The organism is Grimontia celer (assembly GCF_900055185.1).
In the GTDB taxonomy this organism is placed as follows: Bacteria; Pseudomonadota; Gammaproteobacteria; order Enterobacterales; family Vibrionaceae; genus Enterovibrio; species Enterovibrio celer.
The window spans coordinates 348,760-367,063 of record NZ_FIZX01000002.1 but is presented as its reverse complement, the minus strand read 5'-3'; the positions used below and the strand labels follow the sequence as shown (position 1 = coordinate 367,063).

Sequence of the window (18,304 nt, the reverse complement as noted above, 5' to 3'; positions counted from 1 at the left end):
GAATTAATAAGAAAATCAGCAGTCCAGCGCCAATCCGTATTCGTCGGCAGATTGCTGTATCCAAAGCGCGATGTAGTCAGCAAAACTTCGGCGCACAATCAGGTCATAACAGTTTTCACTGTGATGGCGCATAAACACCTGCCCTTTCGCGAAAGATGTGCCAACGCACTTGCCCGTAATGAAACTTCTGCCATCGACATCGTAGGAAACAGATTTCTTCAGCACGTCTTTGGCATGGGAGCCCGTCAGCGTCAGTAATGTCTGCCCGCCACTCACATCTGTGATTTGGAAATGCCCAGACAGCACTTCCCGAAGTTTCTTCTCAATGGTACCTGCATCTTGATCGAAGCTCAGGATCAGCCACTCATCTGGCGACTGCCACCAGATCTGCAGCGAATCGTTCACCGAAGAAGTACAAGGTGAAACTGGCAACGTCAGCCCTAATGCACTTTCCACCGCCGCAGAGAACTCTGCGGTAGGCTCACCACGTAGCACTAGATGGCTTACACCATCGCGTTCGTGTAAATGCACGCCAGGTGAAGATGGATGCGATTTACCAAGATGATGCACAGGTGTTCGTTTTACTGGCTCATAGCTTTCTGTTAGTGCCGACACTTCATCCTCATGCGCATTCATCGGCTTCTCATTCTTGGTGTCGTAAAACACTGAGCTGCAAATCTCCGCCTTGAGTGTCTTGCCATTCGCCAATGGGAAGTAAACATATTCCCCCATTCGGTTAAGACCGTCTTTTATGAGACCAAATGCAATGGAATGCCCCAATACGGCACTGAAGTATGAAGAGGAGACATGCCCCACCATGGTCATTGGGACAGGTTGGTCAGGGTTATCTACTGCCTGTGCCCCTTCTGGAATAACCTTGTGCGATTCCACACATTTCAGACCCACCAGCTGTTTCCTGTCAGTTCGGGAAGTGTCCTCCCTTGACCAGGATCGACGACCCAGGAAGCTGTAGGTTTTCTGCTTACCGGTAATCCAACCCATATTGAGATCCTGCGGCGTCACCGAGCCATCAGTATCCTGCCCCACGATAATAAAGCCTTTCTCTGCACGCAGAATGTGCATGGTTTCCGTGCCGTAAGGAGTGATGTTGTAGGCTTCCCCGGCTTTCATCACCTGCTCCCACACATAGAGGCCATAGTTGGCATTCACGTTAATTTCGAAGGATAGTTCGCCCGTGAAACTGATGCGGAAAACGCGTGCATCCACACCAGCCACTTTCATTGGCTTCCAGCTCATGAACGGCATAGCCTCTTCCGAAACATCTTCATCGCCAACCAACTGACGCAACACATTGCGGCAATTTGGGCCGGAAATCGTCATCGTCGCCCATTGGTCCGTCACACTGGTGAAGTAGACTTCAAGCTCTGGCCATTCCGTCTGGTGCCACACTTCCAGCCATTGCAGCACACCCGCTGCACCACCTGATGTGGTTGTCATGATGAAGTGAGAATCTGAAATGCAGGATGTCACGCCATCATCAAACACCATGCCGTCTTCATGACACATCAGGCCATAGCGACAACGTCCCGGCGCCAGTTTGTCCCAGCCATTGGTATAAATGCGGTTCAGGAATTCACGGGCATCTTTACCCTGAATATCGATTTTACCGAGTGTGGATGCATCCAGAATACCCACGCTCTCACGGGTTGCTTTACACTCGCGTGCCAAGGCTTCATCCATGGTTTCCCCGTTTTTCGGGTAATACCAAGGGCGCTTCCATTGGCCTACATTTTCAAACAACGCGCCTTCTCTGACATGCCATTCGTGCATCGCGGTATAACGCGCTGGATCAAACCGTTTTCCGACATGCTGCCCCGCCAGCGCGCCAAAGGTCACCGGTGTGTACATTGGGCGGAAAATGGTAGTCCCGGTTTCTGCAATGGATTTACCCATTGCATTGGCGGCAATCGCCATACCGTTAATATTGCCCGTTTTCCCCTGATCGGTACCAAAGCCCATCGCGGTGTAGCGTTTGATGTGCTCGATGGATTCGTAACCTTCACGAACTGCGAGCTCGATACCCGCAGCGGTAACATCATTCTGAAAATCGACAAACTGTTTGGGCGCACGACTGACCGGCAAACGATAAGGCACCAAGTACATCGCCATAGCAGGGTCGGTTTGCATAGTGTCGACGACAGGAACGGTCGTTTCGGCGAGCTCTTCGCCCAGCGCGTCTGCAATGACTTTGGCTTTTGCAGCGCCGTCCTGAATCACATCCAGCAGCGTGATTTCTCCATTAACAGCACCCGCATAATCCATTCCTTCAACGGTATTTGAAGGTACAAATCCAGCAATATCATCGCGCCAAGTGGGACGTCCCCCAGTGTGACAACTGAGATGCAGCGCAGGGCTCCAGCCGCCGCTGGTCGCCACCGTATCGCAGCTCAGCACTTTCATTGCGCCCGTCACGCTCTTTCCATCACGGTCGATAGGAGCCACTTCCGCACCAGTGACATGACTGCTACCTTGAAGGCTGGTCACAGCATGACCGTGCAAGACAGAAATACCCAAAGCCTTAGCTTCTTTCACACGATCGCCATCAGAGAAGGAACGTGTATCCACAATAGCAACAACTGCCTTGCCACTGTTGTGCCACTCAATCGCCGCGTCATAGGCTTCGTCATTGGTGGTCATCAGTATCAGCTCATTACCCGGTGCAACTGCATAACGACGGAGATAAATCTGAACTGCCGAAGCCAACATGCTGCCAGGTAGATCGTTATTACCAAATACCAGTGGCCGTTCTATCGCGCCCGTTGCCAGCAAAACATGTTCAGCGCGGATATGATGGATGCGCTGGCGAACACCGTTAACGTCGTCACCCAAGTGATCGGTAAGCCTTTCCACGACACCCACAAAGTTGTGGTCGTAATAACCAAACGCCGTACTTCTCGGCAACAACATGAAGTTGTGGTCAGCCTCCAGTTGCTCCAAGATTTCAGCGACCCAGTCCGTCGCGGGATTACCGTTTATCTTCTCGCGGCAATGCAGCAGGCTTCCACCAAATTCTGACTGCTCATCCACCAGAATCACACGCTGCCCTAGGCCCAGAAACTGCCTTGCCGCAGCCAGACCAGCAGCGCCACCGCCGACAATCAGCACTTCACAATGTTGATGCATGTGATCGTATTGATCCGGGTCGCGCGCGCGGGGAATTTCACCCAACCCCGCCGCCTTACGAATTTGCTTTTCGTAGGTCGGCCATAGGGATTCTGGGTACATGAAGGTCTTGTAGTAGAAGCCAGCAGGCATCATTGCGCCGCCAATTTTTCCCACCACAGAGAGGAAATCTTTATCAAGGCTTGGCCAAGCATTGGCAACGCGGGCATTCAGGCCATCATAGAGCTCTGTCTGGGTTGCTCTTTGGTTCGGCAATGATGTGGCATCATTTGAGCCCAGCTGCAAAATCGCGTTCGGCTCTTCTGCACCTGCCCCCAAAATGCCGCGGGGACGGTGATATTTGAAACTGCGCCCCACGACTTTCACGCCGTTAGCAAGTAGCGCAGAGGCCAAGGTGTCACCTTTATGGCCCTGATACACTTTGCCTTCAAAAGTAAAAGTGAAAGAGGAATTGCGGTCGATACGTCCGCCTTCGCTTAAACGGTTAACCTGACTCATGCACCCGCCTCCCCATTTTCCTCGGGAGCGGACTCACCGATTTTGTATACCGCTTCAATCTTGTAAGTCACCGTGTTGCGCTGCACGTTGAAGAACTTTCGACAGCCCGCGGCGTGATACCACATTTCGCGATGGCTGCCCTTAATGTTCTTGCGATGGAACAGGTAATGACCCCATTCTTTATCGCTCAGGGCTTCGGGTTCCAGCGGGCGAACAATGTGCGCTTCACCGCCATAGCTGAATTCGTCTTCTTCTCTGTACTCTTCACAGTAGGGGCAATAAATCCGTAGCATCTGCGTTCCTTTCCCTATGGTCTGTTGACCCTAATGAGCAACACCGGCAGCGCCGTGTTCGTCAATCAGATGGCCCGTTACAAAACGGTTGAGGTTAAATGGTGCCGCGATTGGGTGCGGCGAATCGTTCGCGATGGTGTGAGCAAACACATGGCCTGAACCCGGTGTAGCCTTAAAGCCACCAGTACCCCAGCCGCAATTGAAATACAGTCCTTTGATATCGGTTTTACTGATGATAGGGCAAGCATCGGGGCAGGTATCGACAATCCCGCCCCAGTGACGGTTCATTCGCACACGGCTGAGGAAGGGGAACATCTCGATGATTGCTGAAATGGTGTGTTCAATAACGGGGAAGGAGCCGCGCTGACCGAAGCCGTTATAGCTGTCGATACCCGCGCCAATCACCAAGTCGCCTTTGTCTGACTGGCTGATGTAACCATGCACAGCGTTAGACATGATGACTGTGTCGATACATGGCTTCACGGGTTCAGACACCATGGCCTGCAAGGGGTGAGATTCCAGTGGCATGGTCATTCCTGCCATTCGCGCCAACTCACCCGAGTTACCTGCAACCACACAACCCACTTTTTCCCCGCCGATAAATCCGCGAGAGGTTTCTACACCTTTCACTTTACCGTCTTCAATACGAAGACCGGTCACTTCCGTCTGTTGAATTAAATCCACACCCAATTGATCGGCAGCGCGGGCATAACCCCAAGCAACGGCATCGTGTCGCGCCACGCCGCCCCTTGGCTGCCAACTCGCACCCAGAACTGGGTATCGTGCGTTGTCAGAGCAATCGAGGAGTGGCACTAGATCCTGTACCCCTTTGGTATCCAGGACTTCACTGTCTATACCATTTAACCGGTTTGCACTGACACGACGCTCGATATCACGCATGTCCTGAAGATTGTGCCCCAGGTTCAACACGCCGCGTTGACTGAACATTAGGTTGAAATTGAGCTCCTGGGAAAGGCCTTCCCACAGTTTGAGAGAGTGTTCGTAGAGGTGTGCGGCTTCATCCCACAAATAATTGGAACGCACAATGGTGGTGTTACGTGCGGTGTTACCGCCACCAAGCCAGCCTTTTTCCACCACCGCAACATTCTTAACGCCACATTCCTTGGCGAGATAGTAGGCCGTCGCCAAACCATGGCCACCACCGCCAACAATGATCACGTCATAAAGGGGTTTTGGCGTTGGGTTTCGCCAAGCCCGTTGCCAATTTTCATGGAAAGTGAGCGCGTGTTTAAACAGCCCGAATCCTGAGTAATCTGTCATTCCATTGTCCTGAATTCCGGAAAATCTAACGCCGTCACTGAATTTGTCACGGCACTGAAAAGTGTAGTCTTTTCATTGCTGTCAGGCGGAAAAACGCCACCGTATGAAGGCATGGTAAAGGGGGGATCTCACTGGGTAATGTGCAAATGCGCCTGCCCGAAATGCGTTTGCGACAAAGTGTGACCTCACCTTTTTACACTTGGGCTCAGCGCGGTAAACTGGATGGCGCTATGCTTCGTGAGATACACACCGCTCAGGGCTGAGAATGACCAACCGCAAGATGAAAGATGACAAGGCAGATCCGGACGCGCCGCTCCCTCCCCACTCGCTGCATCACTATATTGATGACGAGAGTCAGGTCACTTCGTTTGCCACTTTGCCAACCGAAACCCCACTAGCTATCAGCTACAACGGTGTCAGTCACGCGGTGATGATGGTCACACCCCAAGATATTGAAGATTTCATTTATGGCTTTTCTTTCAGTGAAAGGATCATACGAAGCGGTAGCGAAATTCATGACATCAGCATTGAGCAGAAAGACGACGCGCTGATTGCTGATGTGCAGCTGGCCAACCGCGCACAGGCCAGACTTTCCCTCACTAAACGTCATTTGGCTGGTCGCACGGGGTGCGGGATCTGTGGTACTGAATCTCTCGAACACGCCATTCCGACATTTGAACCCTTGCCATATATCGACACCCTCAAAAACGACAGCATACTCAACCTGCGGGAGTCTCTGCGTCAATGGCAGTCACTAGGGCATATCAGTGGCGCGATACACGCTGCGATGCTCGTCGATGAAAAAGGCGAGATTATGCTGTGCCGCGAAGACATCGGCCGTCACAATGCTTTGGACAAAGCGCTGGGAACCGCACTTCGTAGCAAAGCACTGGCTCCAACCCAAGCACTGCTGGTCACCAGCCGCTGTAGTATCGAGCTGGTTCAAAAGGCTGTTTTATCGGGTGTTGGTACACTCATTACGCTCGGCACACCCACGTCTCTGGCAGTAAACACCGCGATTGAAACTAACCTAAACCTCGTTCATCTCCCAAGGCAGGATGCACCGCGTCTTTACAATCGCGCCTCCCGTTGAGTGCCTCGCAAATTTACAACTCGCAATGCAAAAGTCTCAGCGTTCGCTTTATTCTTCCGCATCAATATCTTAGCTAGCTCATCCGGAACGAATATGGAACTCGATAAACGCTTTTACAGGTGGGGTGAAGAACGTCGCTATGGAAAGTTCTCTCACATCATCCGCACCGCCCTTTTCTTTTCCATCGTTCTGTTGACCGCTCGTCTCACCACATTGTTTCTCTACGAACCTGTGTCCGCTGTTGATGTTTTCTTTCTCCAATTTCCATCTCAATTGCTGATGATTGCATCAGTGTCAGTGATCCTGGGTTCTTGCGTATGGTACGTAAAAGAAGCGCGATACAAATCTAAAGCCCGACGCCGGGGGTTACCCATTACTTCCCTGTAACTCTCGCAACAAGTCCAATTTTCAAGGCAAGCGTCGCGTCATCGCATTCAGGAGAAAACATGTTTAATATTCTGGGCATAAATCAACAGGTTCTCAGAACTGAAAAACGCGGTGCGATAATCACATTTTATACTGATGTTCTCGACTGTTACTTGGAGCAGGAAACATCTCCTGAAACAGGATTAACCCGGTTAACTGGGAACTCCGACTTGATTGGCACTGTCGGTTTTCATAGTCAACTGGGAAGGCAAGGATGCGGTGCTCCAACAGAGACTGATAACAATCCGGACCACCCCTGCCTACCGATCTCTCCAATCGACGAAGATAAGATCTGTGCTCATCTTGCTCTGCGCGGCATTGAGTATTGTGAAATCATGCGTCGTTAAGGTTATGAAGGATTTGGTTCATCCAGCCGCCTTAAAGCCCACAAGGACATACAGTCGAACTTCGTTGCGCGAAAGTCAGTTGAACCATTTGGCTTCCTTTGACTTGTCGTTGCATGAACTAAAGGATTGAGTCACGTTCGGCAAATAGGAAATTTATGCTTTTTTCGATGACGTTTACGAAAACTATCAGCAAAAGGTGTCTGACAGATGCCATCTAATATGACCTTCAGCGAAGTGACACCCCAGCACATTCCTGCCTCATTGCTTTTAGAAGCAGACCCTTCCGCATCCAGCATCGCTTCATACCTGCTTGATTCATGGTGTGTAGTTGCAACCTCTGATGAAAATAATGTAATGGCTGCATGCGTTGTGAAACCCATTGGCAACAATCGCGCAGAGCTGTTTAACATTGCGGTTTCCCCTGAATTTCAGGGCAAAGGCTGCGGTACGCAACTGCTTCGGTACATGATCCAATTTGTCCGCGGTAAAGACATGAAAAGATTGGAACTGGGTACTGGAACCTTTGGCTACCAGCTCACTTTCTATCAGAGAATGGGATTTCGGGTATTTGATGTTGTCACAGACCATTTTTTGGACAACTATGATGAGCCCATTTGGGAAAATGGGGTGCAACATAAAGACATGTTGAGGCTTTATCTGGATCTGTAAAGCCTCCCAATGCTTATGGAGGAGTGCTTTTCATGCAGCTAGAGACCTTTCTGCTTTACCTTTTCGTCTCATTTTTCTATGTCACCAGTCCAGGGCCAGCCATTTTGCTGGCTATCCGCAATGGTCTGACTGGAAAAATGTCTGTCGTCGCCACTTCTAGCTTCGCCAACATCGTCGGCTTATTCATTCTCTCTGTGGTGTCGATGCTTGGCCTTGGCGCGCTCTTGATGACGTCCTCTCTCGTCTTTACGGTATTTAAAGCCATTGGTGCTGTTTATCTGATTTACCTCGGTATCAAGATTTTCCGCTCAAGTCGAATAGGTCATTCAAATGTTGAAGAGAGTGATAGACCGAACAAACGCTATAGCCATTACTTCGGTGAAAGCCTGCTGCTAGCGATCACCAACCCCAAAGCTATCGTCTTTTTTGCGTCATTTTTTCCACAGTTTCTGGATACCAGCGCGCCTGTTGCACCGCAGTTTTTCATTATGACGCTAACCTTTATGGCGATCTCTTTCGGCTCTTTGATGTTTTATGGCGGTGCCGCAAAGCTGATGAAGCAGACACTGGCAAAGCTTCAGTTTATTCGTTGGTTTAACCGGGTTACGGGGACGTTGTTCATCGGGCTGGGTATCAAATTAGCGCTGACCCAACGATAAGAAGAGAGTTTACACGAAAAACATAGGCGTCTGTTTAGACGCCTTTGTTGTCTTTTAGCAGTTCTTTTAACTCCTGAATTTCCTTTCGCAGTGATTGCACTTCGACTTCCAATGCGACAGATTTGGTCTCTTTCGGTTCAGCAATTAACCAAGAAGCAAACACCGCGGTAAAGCTGCCAAACATGCCCACTCCCATGGTGATGAGCATAATGGCGACAATTCTCCCCTCAAGAGTCACCGGATAAAAATCACCATAACCAACAGTCGTAATGGTAATAAATGTCCACCAGAAGGCATCTGCCGCCGTTTGGATATTGGCACCCGGCATACCGCGCTCAAGAGATAGTACGTAGATAGAGCCAAACACCATCATGATCAACGAGGTCGCAATCAGAAAGTGCAACGAGGAAGATGCTTTATTTTCAGTGATGGCATGGGTAATCATGGATATCGACTTGATCGCCCTAACCAGACGCACCACGCGCAGAATGCGGGCGAATTGGTTCACATCCATCAAAGGAATACAGGAAATCAAATCCAGCCAACCCCATTTCATATATTGCAGCTTAGATTCTGCCGCGCGGAACTGTTGAACGAAATCGATGAAGAACACCCCACAGATCAGGGTGTCTACATATAGCAGGATCTGTCGCGTCTCTGCTGATAGTGGAAACAAGATTTCCACCATCAGCGAAAGCACAACAAATACCGAAAGCACCAACACTGCAATTTGAAATGGAGTGATGGATTCCGGCAGCTTTTTATCGATCGCCTGCACTTGCATCAACCCGCGTCTTCCACTTCAGTGTTGGTTTCATTTTCGCTGGCTGATATCGCGATATACGCATTTCGCATCGGGATCACCGCCTGAGAAATGAGCGCCGTACCCCACACAAAATTACCCACAAGCGCAGGAACAAATGCCACAATCGCCAGAGCTACAAACGACAGCGCAATTCCCACCATACGTACTTTTGCTGTTGCGAATCGGTGCGCTGTTCGTTCTTCAATGACGTTCTGGATAAGCAACAATGCATAGAGATAGCCAGCCAGACCAAGACAACCAATGACCGCATACTTAAATGGGTAGTGATCCCAGAAGCCCACTTTCACTTCAGCAGACAGTGCAACCCCCACACATACTGCGGATAGCATGAGTAGCAGGTGAGCCAGCGTCCATTGCATCATGGTTTTAGGATCTGTGCTGCGCGGTTTTCCGTTGCCTGCAAAGTCGAAGTAAATCCAGCACATCACCAGCAACGAGAACCCACCAATAACGTAGTTAACAAACACATCTGGCGATACATTGGACACGCCATATTCCGACAGTGTGATGATCAGTTTGAAGAAGCCCTCACCCACGACAATCAAGAGCAGCAAGGCAAAGCGTTCTGCCATATGACCAAGTCTTGGCACCAACCGATCATGGCGGATAATACCGATTTTAGGCATAACGAAAAGCGCCCAAATCACCAGCATGCCAATACCAAACAGGATGTAACCATAGGGCTGAGGCAGGAAAGCGCTGACTGCAAAAATGGCAGACGCAATCCCGTAGTTACGGGACATTTCACAAGGCAGAGACTCCTCAGAATCCCCCACTTTCCTTGCCCTGCGATAGAGATATGCGATGATAAAACGGTTCAGCGCGTAACCGACGGCAAAAAACGCCCAACCGCCATGGTCGATCGAATGGATCGATGAGGTCATCAACATCACCGTTAAGATCTGCGCCGCCATCACCAATCGGTGACGTATATCAGTGCTTACGTACAGCGAGTTAAATAAGCTCAGATCAAACCAGGCAAACCACACCACCACAAACAGCATGGCGAAGATAGCAAAGCCTTCAACGCTGAGGTGATGGCTCAGGTAATTGCCCAGTACAAAGATTGAAACCACATGCACCAAGTCATAGAACAGCTCTAACCAGTGAACATGATCACTGGCATGACCGCTGTCTAAATGGTGTTGAGGCTTACGCCAAAGAGGATGGTCCGACAAACTCATAATCACATCCGTGTAACAGTAAAATTCAGAGCATTCTAATGAACGATCCACATGTCGACTTTCTCAATATTAAGAATTCATTTCTTTCAATATCTGCTTTAGCACGTCGACAGGCTGAGCACCTGTCACTGCACTTTCGCGGTTGAAAACGATCGTTGGAACGGAGGAAACACCAAGACCACGCCAGTAATTCTGTGCGTCGGCGAAGCTCTTGGCTGCTTTGGCATCTTCTAGCTTGGCAATGCCTTCTTCAGCACTCAAACCGCTCTCTTCCAATAGCTTCGCCAACGTATCTCGGTTCGAAATGTCCTGCTTCTCAGAAAAATAAGCATCAAACAAACGTAGTTTCAAAGCCGTTTGCTTTCCCTGCTCCTTCGCGTATTCCAAAAGAATGTGGGCGTCACGGGTGTTCAGGGTTTTCATCTCATCGAAAAACGTAAACTGAAAGCCAAGCTCTTGCCCCAGGTTCGTTAGGTTCTGACGATTGCGGTCACTGTCTTCCCTGCTCATGCCGTATTTGCCCATCAAATGCTCTCGTAGGTTTTCACCTTCAGAACCAACATGCGGATTGAGCTGGAACGGCTGCCATTCCAGCTCTATATTTTCTTGCATACCCAGCTCATCAATGGCTTTCTCTAAGCGTTTGTACCCGATGATGCACCAAGGGCAAACAACGTCAGAGACAATGTCGATTTTGATTTTATCGGTCATGGCGAACTCCTTTTACCCGCTGCAAAAATCGGCATATCAGTCTGCAAGGGTATAGAATGTATTGTGTGGTTAATTATGGTAACCTTTACCTTCTTTTCAACCAGTTTACTTTTTGTAACCTAGATCTGACTTAAGGTTATCGAGAACGAGGCATTTACCTTGGTAGCGAAAATTGAAATCGACAGCCGCGGTCGAAAATCTGCGACGAATGTTTGCACCGAGCCATGTGCGATTGAACGAGCCATGAGATTGATTGGCGGTAAGTGGAAAGGCTCTATTATTTACCATTTAAAAGACGGCCCAGTGCGTTTTAATGACCTTGCCCGCCAATTGGGTGGTGCCAGCAAAAAGATGATCGATCAGCGTTTAAAAGAACTGGAAAACGAAGGCATGGTATTACGCAAAGTGATCAGCGACCGTCCTATCGCGGTCAGCTATGAACTCACTGAATTTGGACAATCCGCACTGAAAATTCTTGATGACTTGAGAAATTGGTCAGAAGCACATCAAATCGAACTAAAAAAATAGATCTCGTCAAATAATCAGGCAAGATTTGAATATTATTTAATACAAATCTTGCCTTTTGCATATCAACGCAATGCATTTAAATTAATATAAATACAAACAAAGCCTTTCCTTTATTAAATAAGATACAACTTCCATATTTTCGTCTCCTGTATTTTGGCAAAGAAATATAACCAAACGACCTGAAGATGCTCGCATTCAGGTTGTTTGGGTATACATCTTCATATTGGTTAGGAAAAGGAATAAATAATGAAATGGGGAACCGCTTTGCTGTTTTCAGCATTGGCATCCGGCGCTGCGCAAGCAAGTGAACAGGACCTTTATATAGCAGGGAGCATTGGCGCACATGAATTCGCTGATGAGAAGGGTCAAAAATATGCCATTCATGTTGGTGCGAAGAATATTGCTGATAATGCCTTCTTTATTGGTGGTGAATTGGAATTCGCGCTGCTGAAAAACGACGACTTTGAAGAAACATACGGCGGCTACAAAGAAGATTATTCATACTCCGCAAACATACCTGTCGGCAAGCGCTTTTATATGGGCTCGGAAAGCTCTATTGATGTATATGGCCTTGCAGGCTATTCCTCGCTGAGAATCTACAGAGGTAGCGATGACGCTACAGGCGACGGTTTCCGTTGGGGTGCGGGTATTGATGGCAACTTTTCAGATCTGATGGTAGGTCTGCGCTATACCCAAGGCAAGATCGAAGGCGCACTCGAGGATGGTACAGATCGCGATGATACCGAAAAGAATATTAGCCTGATCGTAGGCTATAAAGTTCAGTTCTAAACAAGCATCGCTTCATTGTTCAATGCCTCTGCAGTCCCTAACCAGAGGCATTTTTGTTTTACCTGTTCTGGTCGCAACTCTCCGAAATCCACCCCAGATAAGCTTCCAGCCCAGTTTCAATAGGCAATTGGATCACTTCCGGCACGTCGTAATCATCACGTGCTTTTCTGTATCCGACGCTATCTCTCCCTGCCAATGGTAGTAACTCTGAATGGGTAACACCTGAACGCAGGCAGCCAGTTTCTTTTCAAGCAAGGATTCGATAATACGTTTGCCGATATTGTCATCAGCGAAGGTAGTCATCACAACCACATAAGATTCAGGAGAAGTGTTCATACTCGGCCTCAGTCGATATTGTGAATAGAAGCTTGGCGAAGCATGTCAACTCTATTCCACCTCAGCGTTAATTTAAACAAGGCCATTATCTCACACTGATTCATCAAGATTCAGTTTCACGATTTGAAAGAGATTCATATCAACTCGGGTCTTTGTTGTGACACGCTATAGAAGGGATCCAATATGCGCACCTTGTTTTCTTTTACTCTCATTGCCGCTGCATTGGCACCTGCGACACTGTCTGCACAGAGCTGGGAAAGCAACGGCTCGCCAGCAACAATCGTAGAGCTTTATACCTCCGAAGGTTGCAGTAGCTGCCCTCCCGCCGAGGCAGCACTCAACAAGCTCAAAGGAAAAGAAGGGCTTTGGACCACAGTTATCCCTATGGCTTTTCATGTGGACTACTGGAACTACATTGGTTGGACAGACAAATATGCAAAACCAGAGTTCAGCCAGAGACAGCGTCAGAAGGTGTCCCAAAGCCGTGCCAGTGGCGTGTACACCCCAGGGTGGTTTATCAATGATCAGGAATGGCGCGGATTTTTTGCCAGACAACCTGTTCCTTATGCCAATGGTCCCAAAGCGCCAAAGCTAAAAGCTTCTATCAATGGTAATACGTTGAGGATTAACTACGAAGGCAACGAACGCTTGCAGGCGCAGTATGCTTTGCTGGCAATGGATATTACCACGCAAGTTAAACGCGGTGAGAACCGAGGAAGAACGCTAGAGCACGATTTTGTAGTAGTGGATTTCGATGCAAAAACTGGCCAGCACAACTGGCAGTTTGCGCTCGACGGCAACACAGCTGCTAATCCTTCTGCTATTGCGGTTTGGCTGACACCACAAGGCGGTGGCGATCCTGTTCAAACGGTAGCGGGTTGGCTGGAGTAGGCCATAATCAAAAAAGGGAGCCGTAGCTCCCTTTTGTGTTGCGCTAACAGCCGTCTAGGTGGTTTTGGTTTTATTCGTGGCTTTTCCATCCTTTGAGGATTCACCTTCCGTTTCACCCAGAAGAGTTTTCAGTCCGTCAATATCTAGCGGACGACTTAGGTAATAACCCTGCGCTAAATCGCACCCTTTCGACTTGAGCATTTCCAGTTGCTCCTCCGTTTCTACCCCTTCGGCAACGGTTTTTATTTTCAGGCCTTGTGCCATAGAAATCACTGCGGTCGCAAGCGCCTCATTGAGCTCTACGTCCGTTATCCCGTCAACGAATTCACGGTCAATTTTGAGTGCATCAAACGGGAATTGCAGCAAGTAGCTAAGAGACGAATAGCCCGTGCCAAAATCATCCATCGAAAGCTCTGTTCCCAAGTCATGCAACTTATTCAGCATCTCTTTCACATTGGGCTGATTGCTCAGGAGCAAGCCTTCAGTCACCTCCAGTTCGATACGGCCAGGAGCAAATCCGTGTTTTTCCATGGTTCCCAGAAAGTCTTCCACAAAGTGTGGTTGGCGCACTTGTTGCGGCGAAATATTCACCGCCAAGTGCAACAAATCGCCCTCACGATTCTTGAGCTCAGAAAAATCACGCATGGCGGTATCCAGCACGAACTTTCCGATCTCATAAATCAGGTTCGACTGCTCAGCGATAGGAATAAACTCCGCCGGTGGTACAGACCCAAGCTCGTCATTATTCCAGCGAAGCAAAGCTTCAGCGCCGGAAATACGGTTTGTTTTCAAATCATACAGAGGCTGATAGACCACTGAAAATTCGCCCCGAGACAGCGCCCAAACCAAATGATATTCAAGGCGCAGGCGACGTTGGACGCTGTCATTCATCTCGCTGGTAAACAGGCGGTAACTGTCTTTCCCGCCCTCTTTCGCTTGATGCTTCGCCACATCCGCATAGCCGAAGAGACGCTTGAAGTCGTCTGAATCCAGCGGGCAGAGTGACACACCAATACTGGCAGTGACATGCACTTCGCCACCACCAGCGATTTCTACCGGTTTGTTGATGGCTTTTCGAAGTTTACTTGCTATCTGGCAGGCGTTTTCAGTCTGGTGCAATCCGGGCAATACAATCAGAAACTCATCACCACTGACACGCCCGACTGTGTCTATTTCCCTTACCGCTTTGACGATGCGACGTGAAAGCTCAACCAGAACCTGATCGCCCACATCATGGCTTAAGGTATCGTTGATGATTTTGAAATTATCAATGTCCACCAGCATCACACCTGTCATCAGTCCACGGCGCAGATCGTGGGCAATCGCGTAACGCAGTCTATCCAATGTCAGGTTTCGATTCGCAAGTCCTGTCAGCGAATCATAGAGCGCGCGCTGCATGATGAGTTCTTCGTTGCGGCGGATTCGTAACTGGTTGTAGATTCGAAGCTTCACTTCTGCCGGCGAGACCGGTTTGGATATGTAATCCGCACAGCCGATTTTCAGCCCCATTTCACGCCCTTCGTCCTCTGAGTGCTCAGTGATCAGAATGACGGGAATATCTTTGGTTTCTGGTTCAGTCTTGAAGTGCTGACAAAGCGCAAAACCATCCATATCTGGCAATTCAACATCCATCAGGATGAGCTTTGGCGATTCTGATTTGGCAAGGACCTTGGCAGTCGCCCCCGTAGTGGAGAAAATCACCCGGTATTCTTCACCCAGAATGGCGTTGAGAATGCGGATGCTGTTAGGCGACGAGTCGACAAGAAGGACAGTATCTTTATCCGGAGCAGTATGATTAGCGTGCATGCGAAGCTCCCTTTTCAGCGGCCAGCGAGATATCCAGCTTGCTCTCTTTCACATAGACATTGAATGCCGCAATCGCTTTGGCGTAATCAAGTTCAATCAGCTTGTCGCCCACAGGTTTAAGCTTAGGTGCCAAGTCGCAGTAATCGACCAGCAGCTGATAGTAGGTATCTATCGCAATCAAATCCTGTGACAGCATTTGGTCCCTGAAAACTTTCAACCGTGCCAATTTTGCCTGGTCCACATTTGATGCTTTTTTCTGAATTGCTTCGCCACCGCTACTTCCTTCTTGCAGCAACTCACTGGGCACAGGTGCTTGATTACGCTTCAACAAGATTTCACCAATCTCTTTGATGGCGTTATCCATATCGCGTTTGAAGTGATTGAGCGGCGGTTGGTAATCTTCCAACGCCATCAAGGCATTTTGGAGCTGCTTCGCGGAGCGGCGAAGGCCAACAATCGATAAATTGCCGGCACTACCCGCGATGGTGTGTGCATTTTCCGAGGCTTCGGTCAGCTGTCCTGCGTCAATCTGGTGGTAAATCTGGTTTTCCTGCGCCCGCGCCTGATGCACAAAGTCACTTAGCAGTTTGAAGTAAAGCGCCTCGTTACCCATCACGCGCTTGATCCCGTCTTCCACATCAACATATTCGTAGTCTGTACTGTGGCTTTCAATATCTTGTTCATCGTGTATCACAGAAGTTACGGCAAGGCCGAGATATCCCGCCAGTTTTTGCAGCAGGTTGTCCGCATCCAAAGGTTTCGGGATGTGATCATTCATACCTGCTTCGGAACAACGTTGACGATCGCGCTCCATGGTATGAGCAGTGACAGCAAAAATCGGCAGGCTTTCTTTATCTGAGGTTTCTCGGATGATCCGTGTGGCTTCCAACCCGTTCATTTCCGGCATTTCGAGATCCATCAAAATGGCGTCATACAGCTCTGGCGCGGGACAGACTTTGACAACAGCTTCACGACCGGAAGCTGCCAGCTCTACCTGAAAATCATTACTGATCAATACTTCGCGGGCAATCTGCTGGTTGATAGGCATGTCATCAACGACCAGGATTCGACGCCCCCCACCGTTCACTGTCACGGCTGAGCCATGCTGCTTCGCGCCCATCACACGGCGGTGAGTTTTAGGAAGGTTCTGCCCCATCACTTCCATGATGGTGTCAAACATGACCGAGGCTGAAATCGGCTTGTGGAGGTAACCGTCAATCTTGCCTTTACCACGCTCTTTATCGATCACCTTCTTGTCGTAAGCACTGATCACTATGACCAACGGATGCTTATCAGGATCAAGGTCGTTTTTGATTTTCTCTAATAGGTGGAACCCTTTCTTCCCTGGCATATGCCAATCGAGAAGCACTAGGTCATAAGGCTCCAACTCTAAATCCAAATGTCCTTCCACAATCGCTGTAAAAGCGCTATCGACGTCGTTGGCGGAGTCCACCTCAAAACCGAGTGATTCCACAATCGCCTGATGAACCGCGATGGAAGAAGGGTTGTCGTCCACAATCAACACTCGCAGTTCACGCAGATCAACTGGAACTGAAAAGCTTTTATCCGATGTGGCTTTCGCCAGTTGCAGTTCCATATTGAAATAGACACCGGGCTCACCGTCATCCATGTCGTAATGCACCTGACCGCCCATTTGCTCAATCAAGTAAGAAGCAATCAGCAAATTAATGGATTCATCGACTTCGGATTTCGCCATCACCAAGCGTTCCGTTAACTCATCCAAGTCGTCGAACATCTCTTCGTGAGCCGTCACTTTCTGATTGATAGCGAATTCAAGCACGGCACTTTGATCATTGAGCTGACCTGATTTAATACTAAGGATCAAAGGGCTGCCTTCCCCAACAATCATCGCCTCATCAATGATATTCAACAAAACACGGCGCAGCCGGTCTGGGTCGCCGACCAATGAACGGGGTACATCAAGCGGCACATTAAATAAGAGTTCAACTTCACGGCTCTCCGCTTCGCTGAGAAGATATTCGCGCAGGCTTTCCAACAATTGGTCGAGATCAAAGGGCGTGTTTTCGAGGGTCAGGAAGTGAGATGAGAGCTCTTGGAAATCACGGAGGTTATCGCAAATCACCCCCGTTCGTTTTAGTGAGCGAGTCAGGCTATCTAGATAAAGCGCTTGTTTATTACTGAGCGAGGTCTGGTTAAGCATTTGAGCGCAGCTCAGCGCTGTTGCCATCATGGGGTATAACGCCATGTTGGATTCTGACAAGACATTGAAGCTGCGACTCAATGCACTGGAGACGTTCTTTCTGGCACCTGCAGTCAGATGCGTCGACATTTTCAAGAACAACTCTTCAGGTGCAATAGGATAAACCACATAATCTGCACCGCCACTGCGATAAGCCTGCTGTTTTTGATCGGATGAGAACTGGGTAGTTGTCATCACAATTCGCGTATCACGACAGGTAGGAAGCTGCTGGATCTTTGCGACTTCCTCGGCCAATGAGCCGCCACCGTCGAATGGAAAATCCATGTTGAGTACGAGAATATTGACCGGATGTTGCTGGAGAATCGTCATCAACTTTGCGGGGGTAGCCACCGAGCGGAGCCAGTAACCACTCTCACTCAAAACCTGCTGATAGAAATCAATATGGGAGAGATCTTCGTCTGCGAGCACAATCAGCGGCTCATTCTTCACCAAACCTGTCATTAGGCCTTCCTTTCAGACTTTTTCAGACGCGTTCGTCTTGGGCTGAGATCGCCAATCAATGTTGTTGGTGGCCTGTTTCTGTTGGCCTTTCCCAGCAAGAAACGCCGCATTTGGCGGCCTTAACTTCTCACTTTCTCTCA

Annotated in this window: 16 protein-coding genes and 1 pseudogene; 8 read left to right on the top strand and 9 right to left on the bottom strand. The window is 49.1% G+C overall.

Annotation, left to right across the window (positions count from 1 at the left end; translation table 11 throughout):
* Window positions 1-15: 15 nt before the first annotated feature.
* Genes GCE9029_RS11840 through GCE9029_RS11830 form a run of 3 tightly spaced genes read right to left on the bottom strand, consistent with a single transcriptional unit; the run spans window position 16 to window position 5,216 of the window.
* Entirely contained in the window at window positions 16-3,642 is a 3,627-nt protein-coding gene (locus tag GCE9029_RS11840; RefSeq protein ID WP_062663467.1) for a sarcosine oxidase subunit alpha family protein, read from the bottom strand.
* Window positions 3,639-3,935, bottom strand: coding sequence for a sarcosine oxidase subunit delta (locus tag GCE9029_RS11835; RefSeq protein WP_002539810.1), 297 nt, complete (start codon window positions 3,933-3,935; stop codon window positions 3,639-3,641). The genes GCE9029_RS11840 and GCE9029_RS11835 overlap by 4 nt, the downstream gene beginning before the upstream one ends.
* A 30-nt stretch (window positions 3,936-3,965) precedes the next feature.
* Window positions 3,966-5,216: a sarcosine oxidase subunit beta family protein gene (locus GCE9029_RS11830; RefSeq protein ID WP_062663466.1), complete on the bottom strand. Its 1,251-nt coding sequence runs from the start codon at window positions 5,214-5,216 to the stop codon at window positions 3,966-3,968.
* Window positions 5,217-5,481: 265 nt separating this feature from the next.
* Between GCE9029_RS11830 and fdhD the strand changes: the two genes are divergently transcribed.
* The 5 genes from fdhD (at window position 5,482) to GCE9029_RS11805 (ending at window position 8,410) form a co-directional block, all read left to right on the top strand.
* A complete protein-coding gene (gene fdhD, locus GCE9029_RS11825) occupies window positions 5,482-6,309 on the top strand; it encodes a formate dehydrogenase accessory sulfurtransferase FdhD (protein ID WP_157487807.1) in 828 nt (275 codons plus the stop codon).
* Window positions 6,310-6,402: 93 nt separating this feature from the next.
* Window positions 6,403-6,696 (top strand): hypothetical protein, encoded by a 294-nt coding sequence (locus GCE9029_RS11820; protein ID WP_062663465.1) that lies wholly within the window; start codon window positions 6,403-6,405, stop codon window positions 6,694-6,696.
* Window positions 6,697-6,755: 59 nt separating this feature from the next.
* A complete protein-coding gene (locus tag GCE9029_RS11815; protein WP_062663464.1) occupies window positions 6,756-7,082 on the top strand; it encodes a hypothetical protein in 327 nt (108 codons plus the stop codon).
* 219 nt (window positions 7,083-7,301) lie between these two features.
* The gene (locus tag GCE9029_RS11810) at window positions 7,302-7,751 is read left to right on the top strand and encodes a GNAT family N-acetyltransferase (RefSeq protein ID WP_062665611.1); all 450 of its coding nucleotides are present in this window, start codon (window positions 7,302-7,304) and stop codon (window positions 7,749-7,751) included.
* Window positions 7,752-7,783: 32 nt separating this feature from the next.
* Complete coding sequence (locus tag GCE9029_RS11805; RefSeq protein WP_062663463.1) at window positions 7,784-8,410, top strand: LysE family translocator; 627 nt, start codon at window positions 7,784-7,786, stop codon at window positions 8,408-8,410.
* A gap of 34 nt (window positions 8,411-8,444) precedes the next feature.
* Here the strand turns inward: GCE9029_RS11805 and GCE9029_RS11800 are convergent, their stop codons facing one another.
* The 3 genes from GCE9029_RS11800 to GCE9029_RS11790 form a co-directional block, all read right to left on the bottom strand.
* The gene (locus GCE9029_RS11800) at window positions 8,445-9,194 is read right to left on the bottom strand and encodes an ion transporter (protein WP_062663462.1); all 750 of its coding nucleotides are present in this window, start codon (window positions 9,192-9,194) and stop codon (window positions 8,445-8,447) included.
* Entirely contained in the window at window positions 9,194-10,420 is a 1,227-nt protein-coding gene (locus GCE9029_RS11795; RefSeq protein ID WP_062663461.1) for a low temperature requirement protein A, read from the bottom strand. The genes GCE9029_RS11800 and GCE9029_RS11795 overlap by 1 nt, the downstream gene beginning before the upstream one ends.
* A gap of 69 nt (window positions 10,421-10,489) precedes the next feature.
* Window positions 10,490-11,131, bottom strand: a complete 642-nt coding sequence (locus tag GCE9029_RS11790; RefSeq protein WP_062663460.1) for a DsbA family oxidoreductase — start codon at window positions 11,129-11,131, stop codon at window positions 10,490-10,492.
* Between the two features lie 159 nt (window positions 11,132-11,290).
* On the opposite strand from GCE9029_RS11790, the gene GCE9029_RS11785 reads away from it, so the two are divergent.
* Together GCE9029_RS11785 and GCE9029_RS11780 are read left to right on the top strand one after the other, a co-directional pair.
* Window positions 11,291-11,659 (top strand): winged helix-turn-helix transcriptional regulator, encoded by a 369-nt coding sequence (locus GCE9029_RS11785; RefSeq protein WP_062663459.1) that lies wholly within the window; start codon window positions 11,291-11,293, stop codon window positions 11,657-11,659.
* Between the two features lie 246 nt (window positions 11,660-11,905).
* Window positions 11,906-12,448, top strand: coding sequence for an outer membrane beta-barrel protein (locus GCE9029_RS11780; protein ID WP_062663458.1), 543 nt, complete (start codon window positions 11,906-11,908; stop codon window positions 12,446-12,448).
* Between the two features lie 58 nt (window positions 12,449-12,506).
* Here the strand turns inward: GCE9029_RS11780 and cutA are convergent.
* Window positions 12,507-12,784 (bottom strand): annotated as a pseudogene (cutA, locus tag GCE9029_RS11775) (divalent-cation tolerance protein CutA).
* Between the two features lie 183 nt (window positions 12,785-12,967).
* Here cutA and GCE9029_RS11770 point away from each other — a divergent pair.
* A complete protein-coding gene (locus tag GCE9029_RS11770) occupies window positions 12,968-13,675 on the top strand; it encodes a DUF1223 domain-containing protein (protein WP_062663457.1) in 708 nt (235 codons plus the stop codon).
* A 54-nt stretch (window positions 13,676-13,729) separates the two neighbouring features.
* Here the strand turns inward: GCE9029_RS11770 and GCE9029_RS11765 are convergent, their stop codons facing one another.
* Entirely contained in the window at window positions 13,730-15,481 is a 1,752-nt protein-coding gene (locus GCE9029_RS11765) for a two-component system response regulator (RefSeq protein ID WP_062663456.1), read from the bottom strand.
* The gene (locus tag GCE9029_RS11760) at window positions 15,471-18,164 is read right to left on the bottom strand and encodes a response regulator (RefSeq protein WP_062663455.1); all 2,694 of its coding nucleotides are present in this window, start codon (window positions 18,162-18,164) and stop codon (window positions 15,471-15,473) included. The genes GCE9029_RS11765 and GCE9029_RS11760 overlap by 11 nt, the downstream gene beginning before the upstream one ends.
* Between the last annotated feature and the right edge of the window lie 140 nt (window positions 18,165-18,304).